General features: G+C 72.4%; 14 protein-coding genes. 11 read left to right on the forward strand and 3 right to left on the reverse strand.

Annotated elements, in window-relative coordinates; translation table 11 throughout:
* The first annotated feature begins 98 nt into the window (after positions 1–98).
* Positions 99–650 (forward strand): GNAT family N-acetyltransferase, encoded by a 552-nt coding sequence (locus AB0M18_RS07760; protein ID WP_365755921.1) that lies wholly within the window; start codon positions 99–101, stop codon positions 648–650.
* Positions 651–707: 57 nt separating this feature from the next.
* Here AB0M18_RS07760 and AB0M18_RS07765 read toward each other — a convergent pair whose 3' ends face one another.
* Positions 708–1391, reverse strand: a complete 684-nt coding sequence (locus tag AB0M18_RS07765) for a glycerophosphodiester phosphodiesterase family protein (RefSeq protein WP_365755922.1) — start codon at positions 1389–1391, stop codon at positions 708–710.
* A 260-nt stretch (positions 1392–1651) separates the two neighbouring features.
* Between AB0M18_RS07765 and AB0M18_RS07770 the strand changes: the two genes are divergently transcribed.
* From AB0M18_RS07770 to AB0M18_RS07785, 4 genes are all read left to right on the forward strand, one after another.
* A complete protein-coding gene (locus AB0M18_RS07770; RefSeq protein ID WP_365755923.1) occupies positions 1652–3052 on the forward strand; it encodes a DUF6421 family protein in 1401 nt (466 codons plus the stop codon).
* Positions 3053–3084: 32 nt separating this feature from the next.
* Positions 3085–3846 (forward strand): SDR family oxidoreductase, encoded by a 762-nt coding sequence (locus AB0M18_RS07775; RefSeq protein WP_365755925.1) that lies wholly within the window; start codon positions 3085–3087, stop codon positions 3844–3846.
* Complete coding sequence (locus tag AB0M18_RS07780) at positions 3843–4916, forward strand: low specificity L-threonine aldolase (protein ID WP_365756227.1); 1074 nt, start codon at positions 3843–3845, stop codon at positions 4914–4916. Before AB0M18_RS07775 ends, AB0M18_RS07780 begins: the two co-directional genes overlap by 4 nt.
* A 126-nt stretch (positions 4917–5042) precedes the next feature.
* Positions 5043–5735, forward strand: a complete 693-nt coding sequence (locus AB0M18_RS07785) for a phenylalanine--tRNA ligase beta subunit-related protein (protein ID WP_365755926.1) — start codon at positions 5043–5045, stop codon at positions 5733–5735.
* Positions 5736–5771: 36 nt separating this feature from the next.
* On the opposite strand, the gene AB0M18_RS07790 is transcribed toward AB0M18_RS07785, so the two are convergent.
* Positions 5772–6509: a lysophospholipid acyltransferase family protein gene (locus tag AB0M18_RS07790; protein ID WP_365755927.1), complete on the reverse strand. Its 738-nt coding sequence runs from the start codon at positions 6507–6509 to the stop codon at positions 5772–5774.
* Between the two features lie 198 nt (positions 6510–6707).
* Between AB0M18_RS07790 and AB0M18_RS07795 the strand changes: the two genes are divergently transcribed.
* The 6 genes from AB0M18_RS07795 (at position 6708) to AB0M18_RS07820 (ending at position 13448) form a co-directional block, all read left to right on the forward strand.
* On the forward strand, positions 6708–7055 hold the full coding sequence (locus AB0M18_RS07795; RefSeq protein ID WP_365755928.1) for a thioredoxin family protein: 348 nt from the start codon (positions 6708–6710) through the stop codon (positions 7053–7055).
* 206 nt (positions 7056–7261) lie between these two features.
* A complete protein-coding gene (locus AB0M18_RS07800) occupies positions 7262–7843 on the forward strand; it encodes a flavin reductase family protein (protein ID WP_365755930.1) in 582 nt (193 codons plus the stop codon).
* A 197-nt stretch (positions 7844–8040) separates the two neighbouring features.
* A complete protein-coding gene (locus tag AB0M18_RS07805) occupies positions 8041–8826 on the forward strand; it encodes an electron transfer flavoprotein subunit beta/FixA family protein (RefSeq protein ID WP_365755931.1) in 786 nt (261 codons plus the stop codon).
* 71 nt (positions 8827–8897) lie between these two features.
* On the forward strand, positions 8898–9860 hold the full coding sequence (locus tag AB0M18_RS07810; RefSeq protein WP_365755932.1) for an electron transfer flavoprotein subunit alpha/FixB family protein: 963 nt from the start codon (positions 8898–8900) through the stop codon (positions 9858–9860).
* 163 nt (positions 9861–10023) lie between these two features.
* On the forward strand, positions 10024–11313 hold the full coding sequence (locus tag AB0M18_RS07815; protein ID WP_365755933.1) for an aldolase/citrate lyase family protein: 1290 nt from the start codon (positions 10024–10026) through the stop codon (positions 11311–11313).
* 80 nt (positions 11314–11393) lie between these two features.
* Positions 11394–13448 carry a protein kinase gene (locus AB0M18_RS07820; protein ID WP_365755934.1) on the forward strand — a complete coding sequence of 685 codons (2055 nt, stop codon included), beginning with the start codon at positions 11394–11396 and terminating at the stop codon, positions 13446–13448.
* A gap of 16 nt (positions 13449–13464) precedes the next feature.
* Here AB0M18_RS07820 and AB0M18_RS07825 read toward each other — a convergent pair whose 3' ends face one another.
* On the reverse strand, positions 13465–14496 hold the full coding sequence (locus tag AB0M18_RS07825) for a LacI family DNA-binding transcriptional regulator (RefSeq protein WP_365755935.1): 1032 nt from the start codon (positions 14494–14496) through the stop codon (positions 13465–13467).
* Positions 14497–14509 lie beyond the last annotated feature (13 nt).

The raw sequence follows: 14509 nt of genomic DNA on the forward strand, positions 1-14509 counted from the left end.
CCCGGCCCGCGGACCCGGCCGTGATCCACAAGCCATGCCCTAGGCTCGGAGCGATCGCGCCCGCCGATCACCCACGCCCGAGGGGAGACCCGCACACCATGGACACCGCCGCGCCCCGGCAGACCGCCCCCGTCACCTACCGCGACGCCGTGCTCGACGACGTCACTGCGCTCGTCCCGCTCGTCGAGTCGGCCTACCGCGGCGACTCCAGCCGGGCCGGCTGGACCACCGAGGCGGACATCCTGCAGGGGCAGCGCACGGACGCGGAGGGCGTCGCGGCGGTCATCACCACGGCCGGCAGCCGGCTGATGGTGGTGGAGCGGGACGGCGCGATCGTCGCCTGCTGCCAGCTCGAACACCGCGGCGAGGCCGCCTACTTCGGCATGTTCGCGGTCCGCCCCGAGCTCCAGGGCGCCGGCCTCGGCCGGCGGATCATCACCGAGGCCGAGCGCCGGGTGCGCGAGCTGTGGGACGTGCGCGAGATGCACATGACGGTGATCTCCGTGCGTGAGGAGCTGATCGCCTGGTACGAGCGCCGCGGCTACCGCCGTACGGGCCGGATGACCCCCTTCCCGTACGGCGACGAGCGCTTCGGCGTGCCGCAGCGCGACGACCTGGAGTTCGAGCTCCTGGTGAAGCCGCTCGTCTGAGCCGCGCCCCCGCGCGTCAGGCCTGCCCTCCGGGCCCGCCGCGCCCGGTGGCGGCGCTCAGGCCGTGAAGCGGCCCGTGCTGCGGATCTCCGGACGGTCGGTGGTGGCCCCGTCGAGGCCCAGGGCGCGGGCGAGCCGCAGGTCGTCCTGGGTGTTCACGACCCAGCCGATCACCCGCAGCCCCGCCTTGTGCGCCGTGTCGACGGTGTGCAGGGTGAGGTGCCGGATGTTGAGGACCAGCGCCTGCGCCCCGACCGCGAGGGCGCGCTCCACGACCTCGCCCTGATCCCCGTCGGCGACCAGCGCGGTGCGCACCCCGGGGACCAGGCCGCCGATCTCCGCGAGCGCCTCGTCGTGGAAGGACAGCACCTCCACCCGTCCGGTCAGCCCGCGCCCGTCGATCACCGCGGCCAGCGCCCGGGCCGCCGCGGCGTCCTTGATCTCGGCCTGGAGCGGCGCCCGGACCGCCGTCAGGACCTCCTCGAAGACGGGGATCCGCTCCCCGCCGCCCGCGTCGAGCTCCTTCAGCTCCGCGAGCGTCTTGCCGGCGATCGGGCCGGTGCCGTCCGTGGTGCGGTCGACGTCGGCGTCGTGCATCACGACGAGCGCGCCGTCCTTGCTGAGGTGGAGGTCGAGTTCGATGGCGTCCATGCCGGCCTGCTCCGCCCGTACGAAGGAGAGCAGGGTGTTCTCGGGCGCGACGCCCATGACTCCGCGATGACCGATGGTGAGGAAACTCAAGATCTTCTCGCTTCCGTCGAGGTCCGCGGCCCCGGCCGCGCCGGGCGCCGATCGGCTCCTTGGCGCAGCCTAGTAGCTGGGGACGAAACGGGAAGCGGGCGCGCGGAACACCGTATTTCTCGGCCTCACGGCGCACCAGACAGGAAAATTCGCGGTGACACCGGGGGGTTGGCAGGAGAATTTTTCCTGCTCCTCTTGTGGGGTGAGGCCGTCCCTGGTTACGGTGTGTGGACGCAAGGTTCTCCTGTGGAGGAAGAGAAATGACGGAAATTCTTGTGCAGGACGTGACCGGTGGGGGGATAGCCACCGACACCCCGGTGATCACCCACCCTGCCTGGACCGAGCTCAAGAATGCCGTGGAGGAGCTCCGCCCCTGGCAGAGCGCGGACGGCTCCATCGACTTCGCCGCCGAGGGCGCTCCGGCCCGTGCCCAGGCCGAGCAGACCGTCGAGCGCATCGTCGCCGCGGTCGAGCAGCTCTCCCCGCTGCTCCCGCACGACGCCGCGTACCACCGCGCCCTCGTCGCCGACCTGCGCAAGTGGGCCGCGGCGGGCTTCGAGGTCCCGGACTTCCTGGACGCGCTGATGGCCTTCCACCCGGCCGCCGACCGCCGGGACGGGCTGCAGCACCTCGTCGTCTTCCCGATGTACACGCAGAACGGCAACCCGGACCGCAACATCGAGGCCGTCGTGCTGCGCATGGTGTGGCCGGAGTGGCTCTCCGAGCTCGAGGCCACCCGCTTCGACAACCCCGGCTACTGCGGCATCACCTTCGAGGACTTCACGGCCGGCTACGACACCAACTCGGCCGTGCTCTTCCCCGAGACCGTCGCCGTGCGCGAGGTGCCGGAGAGCTTCACGTGGGGCGCCATCTTCTGCGACCGCGAGGCCGCCCGCTTCCGCAAGGTGACCGAGGCCGCCGTCGACATCCTGGGTGTCGAGCTGCCCGCGGACATCGCGACCCTGCTCGGGGACCAGAAACGCTGCGAAGAGGCCTTCGCCCTGTGGGACCTGATCCACGACCGTGCCCACAGCCGCGGCGACCTGCCCTTCGACCCGTTCATGATCAAGCAGCGCCAGCCGTTCTGGATGTACGGCCTGGAGGAGCTGCGCTGCGACCTGACCTCCTTCAAGGCGGCCGTGCAGCTGGAGGCCGAGGGCAACGAGCACGGCCGTGACGTGCAGTACGCCGTGCTCTTCGACCGGATGTTCCGCTTCCCGCTCACCGGCGACCGCACCCGCAACTACGACGGCCTCGGCGGTCAGCTGCTCTTCGCGTACCTCCACCGGCACGACGTGGTGCGCTGGACCGACAACACGCTGACCATCGACTGGCAGCGCGCCCCCGAGGTCACCAACCAGCTCTGCGCCGAGATCGAGACGCTCTACCGCGACGGCATCGACCGTCCGAAGCTCGTCCACTGGTTCAAGGCGTACGAGCTGGTCTCCACCTACCTCGCCCCGCACCCGGGCTCGAAGTGGGCCAAGGGCGCCGACGCCCTCGACGTCTCGCTCCCGCCGCGCAAGCTCGTCGACGACGTGCTTCCGGACGAGTTTCCGCTCAGCATGTTCTTTGAGGCCCTGTCCAAGAAGATGAAGGGCGTCATCGCCGACACCAAGGGCATCACCGCCGCGGACATGCCCGAGCGGGCCGCCGCGTGACCGACGTTACGGAACACACGGAGGAGTCGTCCATGAACGCCAACGGAAACGGTGGGCCGCTCGACGGAGCCGTCATCGCGGTCGCGGGTGCGGCCGGCCCGGCGGGTCGCGCGACCCTGCTGCGCCTCGCCGAGGCGGGCGCGACCGTGGTCGCCTCCGACGCCGACCCGGCGCGGCTCGCCGAGGCGGTCGACGCCGCCCGCTACGCCCACGGCGGCGCGACGGTCACCGGCGACACGGTCGACCTGCTCGACCTGGAGGCCACCCGGGAGTGGGCCGCCAAGACCGAGAAGGAGTTCGGCCGGGTCGACGGCCTGGTCCACCTCGTCGGCGGCTGGCGCGGCGCGTCCTCCTTCGCCGAGACCGATCTCAAGGACTGGGACTTCCTGGAGAAGCTCCTCATCCGCACGGTCCAGCACACCTCGCTCGCCTTCCACGACGGACTGCTCCGCAGCGGCGGCCGCGGCCGGTACGCGCTGATCAGCCAGGTCGGCGCGCACAAGCCGCAGGCCAACAACGCCGCGTACAACGCCGGCAAGGCCGCGGCCGAGGCCTGGACGCTCGCCATGGCGGACTCCTTCCGCAAGCTGGGGGGTGACGAGGGGCCGCAGGCGGCCGCTGCGATCCTGGTGATCAAGGCACTGGTGCACGACGCGATGCGCGCGGAGCGCCCCAATGCGAAGTTCGCGGGCTTCACCGACGTCAAGGAACTGGCCGACGCCATCGCCGGACTCTGGGAGCGGCCCGCACAGGAAGTGAATGGACAGCGCCTGTGGCTGACCCCCAAGCCCTGACCGCGGCCTCGCGGACCGATGCCCGTCGTCACCACGACCCGTCGGTCCGCGGCTTCGCCAGCGACAACTACGCCGGAGTCCATCCGGAGGTCCTCGCGGCCATCGCCCTCGCCAACGGCGGCCACCAGGTCGCCTACGGCGAGGACGACTACACCGACCACCTGCAGCGCGTCATGCACAGCCACTTCGGCCCCTCGGCCGAGGCGTTCCCGGTCTTCAACGGGACCGGGGCCAACGTGACCGCGCTCCAGGCGCTCACCGACCGCTGGGGCGCGGTGATCTGCGCCGAGTCCGCGCACATCAACGTGGACGAGGGCGGCGCGCCCGAGCGGATGGGCGGTCTCAAGCTGCTCACCGTGCCCACCCCGGACGGCAAGCTCACCCCCGAGCTGATCGACCGGCAGGCCTGGGGCTGGGACGACGAGCACCGGGCGATGCCGCAGGTGGTCTCGATCACCCAGAACACCGAGCTCGGCACCGTCTACACGGTCGAGGAGATCCGGGCCATCGTGGACCACGCCCACGCCAAGGGAATGAAGGTCCACCTCGACGGCGCCCGGATAGCCAACGCGGCCGCGTCCCTGAACGTGCCGATGCGCGCGTTCACCAACGCGGTCGGTGTCGACGTCATCTCGTACGGCGGCACCAAGAACGGCATGATGTTCGGCGAGGCCGTGGTGGTCCTCAACCCGGACGCGGTCAGCCACATGAAGCACCTGCGCAAGCTGTCCATGCAGCTCGCCTCCAAGATGCGCTTCGTGTCGGTGCAGCTGGAGGCGCTGCTCGCCAAGGACCTGTGGCTGCGCAACGCCGGTCACGCCAACGCGATGGCCCAGCGCCTCGCGGCCGGCGTGCGGGGCGTGGACGGGGTGGAGATCCTCTATCCGGTGCAGGCCAACGCGGTCTTCGCGCGACTGCCGCACGAGGTCAGCCGGCGTCTCCAGAAGCGCTTCCGCTTCTACTTCTGGGACGAGGCGGCCGGCGACGTGCGCTGGATGTGCTCCTTCGACACCACGGAGGACGACGTCGACGCCTTCCTCCAGGCGCTGAAGGAAGAGATGTCGCGCTAGCCGTCCCTGGCGCCGTCTCCGTACGGGTATGCGGCCGGACGGAGGTCACCGACTTCCGTCCGGCCGCGCACTTGTGCTCACAAGAGTTCAATGCAATGGACTGACGGGTCCTCTATGATGGACTGCATGACCCTCACGCTCACCGTCTCCGACGAGGTCCGCGCCCTCGTGCCCGGCTTCACCCACCTCGCGGTCGAGGCCCGCGGACTGGTCAACGGACCCAGCGACGCGACCAGTTCGGCCCTGCTCGACGACGCCGCGCGGCGCCTCGCGGCGCGCCTCGACGGGCGCACCCCCGACCAGGACCCGCACGTGGCCGCCTGGCGGGCCGCCTACACGGCCTTCGGCGCCAAGCCCTCCCGTACCCGCAACTCCGCAGAGGCGCTCGCCAGGCGGGCCCTCGCGGACGGCGGGCTGCCCCGGATCAACCGGCTCGTCGACGCCTACAACGCGATCAGCGTCGCCCATCTGATCCCGGTCGGCGGCGAGGACCTGGGACGCATCCAGGGCGGCATGCGGCTGATCCGGGCCACCGGCGAGGAGGACTTCGTCACCGTCGCCGGCGGCGAGGAGACCGTGGAGCACCCCGAGCCCGGTGAGGTCGTCTGGTGTGACGAGGCGGGCGTCACCTGCCGTCGCTGGAACTGGCGCCAGGGCCCGCGCACCCGCATCGACGACGACACCACCGACGCGCTGTTCCTGCTCGAATCGCTCGCGCCGATGACCCTCGACGAGCTGCGCGCGGCCGGCGACGAACTCGCCGAGCTGCTCGTGAAGGTCAGCCCCGGGGCCCGGATCACCGTCCGCGACCCCGAGTGAGCCCCTGAGGGCCTGCCGCGGCCCTCTGGCCGCCTCCTACTGCTGTTCGCGGCGCTCCGCGGCCTTGAGCTCCTCCGGCGTCGGCGCCGTGCCCCCGAGGTGCGCGGGCACCCACCAGGTGTCGCTCGCGTCCTTGGGGCGCACCGGGTAGGCCCGCTGCGCCGCCTCCAGGAGCTCCTGCACGCGCTCCCGCAGCCGCCGGGTGATCGCACCCGCGTACTGGTCGGCCGGTGCCTCCAGCGGCTCGCCGACCCGGATGGTGATCGGGATGTGGCTGCGCTTGAAGTTCCGCGGCCGCCCCTTGGTCCACACCCGCTGGGTGCCCCACAGCGCCATCGGGATCAGCGGCACGCCGGCCTCCTGCGCGAGGCGCGCCGCACCCGACTTGAAGCTCTTCAGAGTGAACGACTGCGAGATGGTCGCCTCGGGGAAGACACCCACGATCTCGCCCGAACGCAGCGCGCTCAGCGCGTGCTGGTAGGCGTGCTCGCCCTGCGAGCGGTCCACCGGGATGTGCTTCATCGCGCGCATCAGCGGCCCCGACACCTTGTGCCGGAACACCGACTCCTTCGCCATGAAGCGCACCAGACGCTTCTGCGGCAGCGCGGCCAGACCGGTGAAGATGAAGTCCAGATAGCTGATGTGATTGCTCACCAGCACCGCGCCGCCCTGGCGGGGGATGTGGTGCGACCCCTGGGTGTCGATCTTCAGGTCCAGCGCCTTGAACATGGTCAGGGCGGCGCCGATGACCGGCCGATAGACGAGTTCTGCCATCTGGGAGGAACCCCTTACGTCTGTGCCTGGGGAGGGTTCTCCCGGCGAAGTTACGCAGCCGTAGGTTTTCGGCTTTGGGCAGATCGTGCCCCATGTGGGGGCCCGTGACCAGTCCTGACGGCTTCGTAGGGGGAGATTCTCGTCACTCCGGGTGGTCATGGCGGGAATTCAGCGGTCCCCCGGGGCGCTGCACCAGGCATGACGAGCGAACACGGCACGAGGAGGCGGGAAGCGGTGGGTGAGGTCCTGGACGCGGCGGAACTGGGCGCCGAGCTGGGGGAGAAGGCCACCCTGGTCCAGTTCTCCACCGCCTTCTGCCAGCCCTGCCGGGCCACCCGCCGCACCCTCGCCGAGGTCGCCGCCATGGTCGAGGGCGTCGGACACGTGGAGATCGACGCCGAGGAGCGGCTCGACCTCGTGCGCGCCCTCGGCATCGCCCGTACGCCCACCGTCCTCGTCCTCGACCGGGACGGCCGCATCGTCATCCGGGCCGCCGGGCAGCCTCGTAGGGCCGATGTCATCGCGGCGCTGGGGCGGGCGGTGTGAGCATGTCCGCATCCTGGCGATATCGTCCGCATGCTGATACGTACACTTGACTGAGCACGTCAACGATCGTCAGTCTGGCGCAATGCTCCCAGAACTCCTTCTCTACGGCCGGGCCCATGTGGACCTCGGCCGCAACGCGAGCGCGCGCTGTCCGGGTGTCTGACGGCCCCGCGACCCCTCTCCCGCCCTCGCAGAAGGACAATTCCATGACGGTCTCGCCCGAGCTCCGCACGCTCCCGACGATTCCCTCCGCTCCCTCCCCGCGCACCTCGTTCGCCGCCGACCCGGTCCCCGCCGTCGGTGCCCCGCGCCCCGGCTCCCCCGAACTGCTGCGCTCCGTCTTCCGGCAGCACGCCGCCGGCGTCGCGGTCATCACCGCGTACGGCGAGGGGCGCCCGGTCGGCTTCACCGCCACCTCGCTCAACTCCGTGGCCGCCGAACCCCCGCTGATCTCCTTCGGCGTGGGCACCGGATCCTCCAGCTGGCCGGTGCTCGCCGGGGCCGAGCACGTCGGCGTGCACATACTCGGCGAGCACCAGGCGGACCTGGCGGCCACCTTCGCGCGCAGCGGCGCCGACCGCTTCGGCGCGCCCACCCGCTGGAGCCACGGCCCCGAGGGAGTGCCGGTCCTAGACGGGGTGCTCGCCTGGCTGGTGTGCCGCGTGGTGGCCAGGGTCCCGGCCGGCGACCACCGGATCGTCATCGCCGAGGCCGTGGCCGGCGACCCGGACGGCGCGGGCCGTCCGCTGCTCTACCACCAGGGGCGCTTCAACGCCCTGCGCGACTGAGAGTTCCCGTACGAGCCCTGTGCGGGCGTTGGCAAGGTCACACGGCTGAGCGCTTGCTCACTGGTAACGAACTGGGTGTACTGGCGAGTAATATTTCGGCGGGGCGTCGGACGCCCCGACCGGAAACCCGCCCTTCAGGCGCCTATGCTGCGAGCAACAAGGCAGCCCAGTTATGACGATGCAGTAGGAGAGCCGGCGTGAGCTTGAGGATCGTTGTCTGTGTGAAGTACGTGCCGGACGCCACTGGCGACCGGAAGTTCGCCGATGACCTGACGGTCGACCGCGACGACGTCGACGGCCTCCTTTCGGAGCTCGACGAGTACGCGGTCGAGCAGGCCCTGCAGATCGCCGAAGAGGCGGACGACGCAGAGGTCACCGTGCTCACGGTCGGCCCCGAGGACGCCAAGGACGCCCTGCGCAAGGCGCTGTCCATGGGTGCCGACAAGGCCGTCCACGTCGAGGACGACGACCTGCACGGCACCGACGTCATGGGCACCTCCCTGGTGCTCGCCAAGGCCATCGAGAAGACCGGCTACGACGTCGTCATCGCCGGCATGGCCTCCACCGACGGCACCATGGGTGTCCTCCCGGCGATCCTGGCCGAGCGCCTGGGCGTCCCGCAGGTCACCCTGCTCTCCGAGGTCAAGGTCGAGGACGGCAAGGTGACGGGCCGCCGTGACGGCGACACCGCCTCCGAGCAGCTGGAGGCCTCCCTCCCGGCCGTCGTCTCCGTGACGGACCAGTCGGGCGAGGCCCGCTACCCGTCCTTCAAGGGCATCATGGCCGCCAAGAAGAAGCCGGTGGAGTCCCTGGACCTGTCCGACCTCGACATCGAGGCGGAGGAGGTCGGCCTGGAGGGCTCCTGGACCAAGGTCGACGAGGCGAACGAGCGCCCCGCCCGCACCAAGGGCACGATCGTCACGGACGAGGGCGAGGGCGGCAAGCAGCTGGCCGAGTTCCTTGCGGGCCAGAAGTTCATCTAGGGCCCGCGCGAACCGCGCCGTTCGCTGTTTCCCCGACGTCCCCCGTTTCTTCCGCAGGAGATTGAAGTCCCATGGCTGAGATTCTCGTCTACGTCGACCACGTCGACGGAGCCGTCCGCAAGCCCACCCTGGAGCTGCTGACCCTCGCCCGCCGCCTCGGCGAGCCGGTCGCCGTCGCGCTCGGCAACGGCGCCGCCGACACCGCCGCCGCGCTCGCCGAGCACGGCGCCGTGAAGGTCCTCACCGCCGAGGCCCCCGAGTTCGCCGAGTACCTCGTCGTCCCGAAGGTGGAGGCCCTCCAGGCCGCGTACGAGGCTGTCTCCCCGGCCGCCGTGCTCGTCCCGTCCTCCGCCGAGGGCAAGGAGATCGCCGCCCGCCTCGCCGTCCGCATCGGCTCCGGCATCATCACCGACGCCGTGGACCTCGAGGCCGGCGCCGAGGGCCCGGTCGCGACGCAGTCCGCGTTCGCCGCCTCGTACACCACCAAGTCCCGTGTCTCCAAGGGCACTCCGGTCATCACGGTCAAGCCGAACTCGGCCCCCGTGGAGGCCGCCCCGGCCGCCGGTACGGTCGAGGCCCTCGCCGTCTCCTTCTCGGAGAAGGCGCACGGCACCAAGGTCACCGCCCGCACCCCGCGCGAGTCGACCGGCCGCCCGGAGCTGACCGAGGCCGCGATCGTGGTCTCCGGCGGCCGCGGCGTCAACGGCGCCGAGAACTTCGGCATCATCGAGGCGCTCGCCGACTCGCTCGGTGCCGCCGTCGGCGCCTCCCGCGCCGCCGTCGACGCCGGCTGGTACCCGCACTCCAACCAGGTCGGCCAGACCGGCAAGTCGGTCTCGCCGCAGCTGTACATCGCCTCCGGCATCTCCGGTGCGATCCAGCACCGCGCGGGTATGCAGACCTCGAAGACCATCGTCGCGATCAACAAGGACGCCGAGGCGCCGATCTTCGACCTGGTCGACTACGGCGTGGTCGGCGACCTGTTCGACGTCGTGCCGCAGCTGACCCAGGAGATCCAGGCCCGTAAGGGCTGAGCTGGGCACTCGTACCGGTCCGGGGGCCGCGTGGTGATCGTCACCGCGCGGCCCCCGGCCGTTTCACCGACGGGTGGACACCCATTGACGCAGGTCCGGACCGACTACTAACTTCGCCATACGGATTGTTGATTCCGTGCAGCGGAAAACAGGAGGACGTGGGATGGGCCAGCAGGAGAAGGTGTCGACGAGCCTCGCCGGCGCGGTCAGCGAGGGCATCAGCGCCTCCCTCGCCACCGTGGACGCCGAGCTGGACCGTCGCTACCCGGGAGACCCCGGCACCCGCCAGCCCGTCCACACCGTCTACGTCCCCGGCGACGTCTTCGACGCCGGCACCATCCGCTCCTGGGGCGACCAGGCCCTCGCCGCCCTCGACGAGCACGCCCCGGACGCGGCGACCTTCGCCGGCGTCCTCGGCCTGGCCGACGACCTCGCCGAGGACGTCTACGGACGCGTCCGGGCCAAGCTGGAGCGCGAGCCCGTCGAGGACCTCCGGGTCGACTTCGAGGACGGTTACGGGGGCGGTGACGAGGACCGCGACGCCGCCCGCGCCGCCCGGATCATCACCGAGGCGTACGCGGACCTCAGCGCCGCCCCGTACATGGGCATCCGGATGAAGTGCATGGAGTCCGCCGTGCGCGACCGGGGCATCCGCACCACCGACGTCTTCCTCACCGGCCTCATGGAGCACGGCGGCCTGCCCGACGGTCTCGTCCTCACCCTCCCCAAGGTCACCTACCCCGAGCAGGTCACCGCCTTCGTACGCCTCCTGGAGGCCTTCGAGAGGGCCCACGGCCTCGACGAGGGCCGCCTCGGCTTCGAGATCCAGATCGAGACCAGCCAGGCCATCCTCGCCGCCGACGGCACCGCCACCGTCGCCCGCATGATCGACGCCGCCGAGGGCCGCGCCACCGGCCTGCACTACGGCACCTTCGACTACAGCGCCTGCCTCGGCGTCTCCGCCGCCTACCAGGCCAGCGACCACCCGGCCGCCGACCACGCCAAGGCGATCATGCAGGTCGCCGCCGCGGGCACGGGAGTGCGCGTCTCCGACGGCTCCACCAACGTGCTCCCGGTCGGCTCCACCGCCCATGTCCACGAGGCCTGGAAGCTCCACTACGGCCTCACCCGCCGCGCCCTGGCCCGCGCCTACTACCAGGGCTGGGACATGCACCCCGGCCACATCCCCACCCGTTACGCCGCCGTCTTCGCCTTCTACCGCGAGGGCTTCGAGAGTGCCGCTCAGCGTCTCTCCGCCTACGCCAACCACGCCGGCGGCGACGTCATGGACGAGCCCGCCACCGCCAAGGCGCTCTCCTCCTACCTGCTCCGCGGCCTGCAGTGCGGCGCCCTCGACAGCGCGGAGGTCGACGCCCTCACCGGCATGACCCGCGCCGACCTGGAGCGCTTCTCGGCCCCGCGCCGCGGCGATCTGACGGCGACAGCCCAGTAACCCTCGGCCCGCCCAGGGCCACGCTCCGTGCCCCGTACTCTGTACGCGTCCATCGCAGCCGACAGAGGAACGGGGCACGGGTGTCTTCGGGGGAGTACGAGCGGCTGTCCGGCCGCTACCGGGTGGTGAGCCGACTCGGGCGCGGCGGCATGGGAGTCGTCTGGCGCGCGGTCGACGAGGTGCTCGGCCGTGAGGTGGCGGTCAAGGAACTGCGCACCTACAACGACGCGTCGGGGGCGGAACTGGAAGACCTGCGGCTGCGCATGCAGCGCGAGGCCCGGGCGGCGGCCCGGATCCGCCACCCCGGAGTGGTCGCCGTCCACGACGTGACCGAGCATCAGGGGCGGCCCGTCATCGTCATGGAACTGGTCGAAGGGCCCTCGCTCGACGGTGTCCTCGCCGAGCGCGGTGTGATCGACCCGCGGGAGGCGGCGGGCATCGGCGCCGCCGTCCTGGAGGCGCTCGCCGCCGCGCACGAAGCGGGCGTGCTCCACCGGGACGTGAAGCCGGGCAACGTGCTGCTCGACCGCGGCGGACCCGCCGGGGGCGGCCGGGTCGTCCTGACCGACTTCGGCATCGCCGCGATGGAGGACCCCGACGACGGCAACGCCACCCATCTCACCCGCAGTGGCGAGATCGTCGGCTCCCTCGACTACCTGGCGCCCGAACGCGCCCAGGGACGGCAGCCGGGGCCCGCCTCCGACGTATGGGCACTCGGCGCCACCCTGTACGCGGCGGTCGAGGGCACCTCGCCCTTCCGCCGCACCTCCACCTGGTCCACCCTCAACGCCATCGTGGTCGAACCCCTCCCGACCCCCCTCCGCGCCGGCCCCCTGACCCCGGTCCTGCTGCGCCTCCTCGACAAGGACCCGTCCCGCCGCCCGGACGCGCGGACGGCGGCGGGCCTGCTGCGGGCGGTGGCGGCCGGGGACACGGGTCCGGCGGCGGGTCCGGGGCTGGCGCCGCCTCCGGCGGCAGGTGCTCCGGGCCCGACCGCCCCGACCGCCCCGGCGGGCTCGCTCCCGGGCGTGCCCGGTGCCGTACCGGCGCAGCCGTGGACGCCCACCGCACAGGAGCCCGTACCGCCCCGGCCGGAGACCGGCGGCCCGGCAGGACCGCTCGCGCAGGAACCCGGCACCCCTTGGGCCGCGGGCGGCGGCCCGGCGGCACCGCCTGCCGCGCCCGCGCAGGGGTGGACGCCGGCCGGCCGGGACGTCGTACCGCCTGGGACCGCGACCGGCGGTCCGGCGGCACCGCTCGCCGCGCCCGCGCAGGCGTGGACGCCCACCGAGCCCGGCGCCGTACCGCGCCCACCCCAGGGCTTCGGCCCGGCGGTCGCTCCGGTGGCGATGTCGGCGCCCGCGCCGGTGGGCTTCCCGGGCGGGGCGGCGACGGCCTCCGTCGCGTCCGGAGAGCAGGGCGGGCCCGGCGGCGGGGCCTCGGTGACGGCCGGGCGGCCTGCGCGGAGGCGGTCGGGGGCGCTGGTCGCCGCCGCGGCCGTCGCGGGGGTGCTGCTGGTCGGCGGCGGGGTGACGTACGCGCTCCTCGACCGCGACAGCGGCGACGGCCGCGAACCGACGGCCGGCGGCGAGGCGTCGGGCCGGCCCACCGGCGACCCCGGGCGGGTCCTCGACCCGGGCAAGCCGGGTGGGGGAGCGACCGCCGACGGGCGGCCGACCGCGTCCGCGACACCCTCGCGGGAGGGCGGGCGGCCGTCGGCCTCCCCGTCCGCGCCCACGGACTCCGCGCCGCCCGCCTCCTCGGCCCCGCCCGGCACCCGGCCGACGACGGCGCCGACACCCGGCCGGACCGGAGGTACGAAGACCGCGCCCGCGCCCGCGCCGTCGAGCGGCGGCGGCTGCACCGCGAAGGGCGGCGGGAAGTACGACTGCCAGGTGTGGCGCACGGAGAAGACGTACCGTCACGACGGCGGCGAGATGGGCATCCTGAACGCCGGCACGAACTACTTCTACTGCCAGGTCGACCTGGGCCGCCGCGAGACCTACGGTCAGTGGACCAACATCTGGTGGGCCAGGACCGACGACGACAGCGGCAACACCAACGTGTACTTCAGCGTCGTCTACATCAAGGGCGGGAACAACGACCAGCCGGTGCCGGGCCTGCCGATCTGCTGAGCCGACCGCCGGGGGGTCAGGCCGGCGGCGCGATCTCGCCCGAGCCCCGGGCGAGCAGCCGCGTCTCCAGGACCAGTGTCTCCGGCGCCCCGGCCACTCCGTCGAGGCGCCGGAACAGGCGCTCCGCCGCCGTGCGGCCGAGCGCCGCCGCGTCCTGCGCGATGACCGTGATGCCGAGCAGATCCGCGAGCTCGATGTCGTCGAACCCGACCAGCGCGACCGGCTGTTCGCGCCCGGCGAGCACGCGGACCGCCGTCACGGTCACCCGGTTGTTGCCCGCGAAGAGCGCCGTCACCGGCTCCGGACCGGACAGCATCGCCTCGACCGCCGCCGCGACCCGCTCCGGATCCGTCGGACCGAGCGACACCCACGCCTCGGCCACTTCGAGCCCCGCGTCCTCCATCGCGGCCCGGTAGCCGCGCAGCCGCTCCGTCGCGGTGTGGATGCGCGGCCGGTCGCCGATGAAACCGATCCGGCGGTGCCCGTGCGCGATCAGATGCGCCACGCCCGCGCGGGAGCCGCCGAAGCTGTCCGAGAGCACGGTGTCCGCCTCGATCCGCCCGGCCGGCCGGTCCACGAAGACCGTGGCCACGCCCGCCCGCATCTCCGGCTCCAGATAGCGGTGGTCGCCGCCCGCCGGGATGACGATGAGCCCGTCCACCCGGCGCGCGCACAGCGCGAGCGCCAGCTCCTGCTCGCGCTCCGGGTCCTCGGCGCTGGAACCGTTGATGAGCAGCGCCCCGTGCGCCCGCGCCACCTCCTCGACGGCGCGGCTCAGCGGACCGTAGAACGGGTCGGCGAGGTCTTCGAGGACCAGCCCGACCGAGGCGGTGCGCCCCTTGCGCAGCACCCGCGCGCTGTCGTTGCGGCGGAAGCCGAGCGACTCGATGGCCTCCTGCACCCGCCGTTCGGTGTCGGGGGTGACCCCCGGCTCGCCGTTGACGACCCGTGAGACGGTCTTCAGGCCCACGCCCGCACGGGCGGCGACGTCCTTCATGGTGGGCCGATTGCCGTAGCGGTGCTCGGGGCGTCGGACGATGTCGGCCACGGTGTGCGGTTCC

This window comes from Streptomyces sp. NPDC051909 (genome assembly GCF_040681095.1).
GTDB lineage: Bacteria > Actinomycetota > Actinomycetes > Streptomycetales > Streptomycetaceae > Streptomyces.

What these genes read in the sequence shown, in the direction of transcription:
- AB0M18_RS07760 (WP_365755921.1), top strand. Translation starts at nt 99, where the DNA reads ATGGACACCGCCGCGCCCCGGCAGACCGCCCCCGTCACCTACCGCGAC.
- AB0M18_RS07770 (WP_365755923.1), top strand. Translation starts at nt 1,652, where the DNA reads ATGACGGAAATTCTTGTGCAGGACGTGACCGGTGGGGGGATAGCCACC.
- AB0M18_RS07775 (WP_365755925.1), top strand. Translation starts at nt 3,085, where the DNA reads ATGAACGCCAACGGAAACGGTGGGCCGCTCGACGGAGCCGTCATCGCG.
- AB0M18_RS07785 (WP_365755926.1), top strand. Translation starts at nt 5,043, where the DNA reads ATGACCCTCACGCTCACCGTCTCCGACGAGGTCCGCGCCCTCGTGCCC.
- AB0M18_RS07790 (WP_365755927.1), bottom strand. Translation starts at nt 6,509, where the DNA reads ATGGCAGAACTCGTCTATCGGCCGGTCATCGGCGCCGCCCTGACCATG.
- AB0M18_RS07795 (WP_365755928.1), top strand. Translation starts at nt 6,708, where the DNA reads ATGACGAGCGAACACGGCACGAGGAGGCGGGAAGCGGTGGGTGAGGTC.
- AB0M18_RS07800 (WP_365755930.1), top strand. Translation starts at nt 7,262, where the DNA reads ATGACGGTCTCGCCCGAGCTCCGCACGCTCCCGACGATTCCCTCCGCT.
- AB0M18_RS07810 (WP_365755932.1), top strand. Translation starts at nt 8,898, where the DNA reads ATGGCTGAGATTCTCGTCTACGTCGACCACGTCGACGGAGCCGTCCGC.
- AB0M18_RS07815 (WP_365755933.1), top strand. Translation starts at nt 10,024, where the DNA reads ATGGGCCAGCAGGAGAAGGTGTCGACGAGCCTCGCCGGCGCGGTCAGC.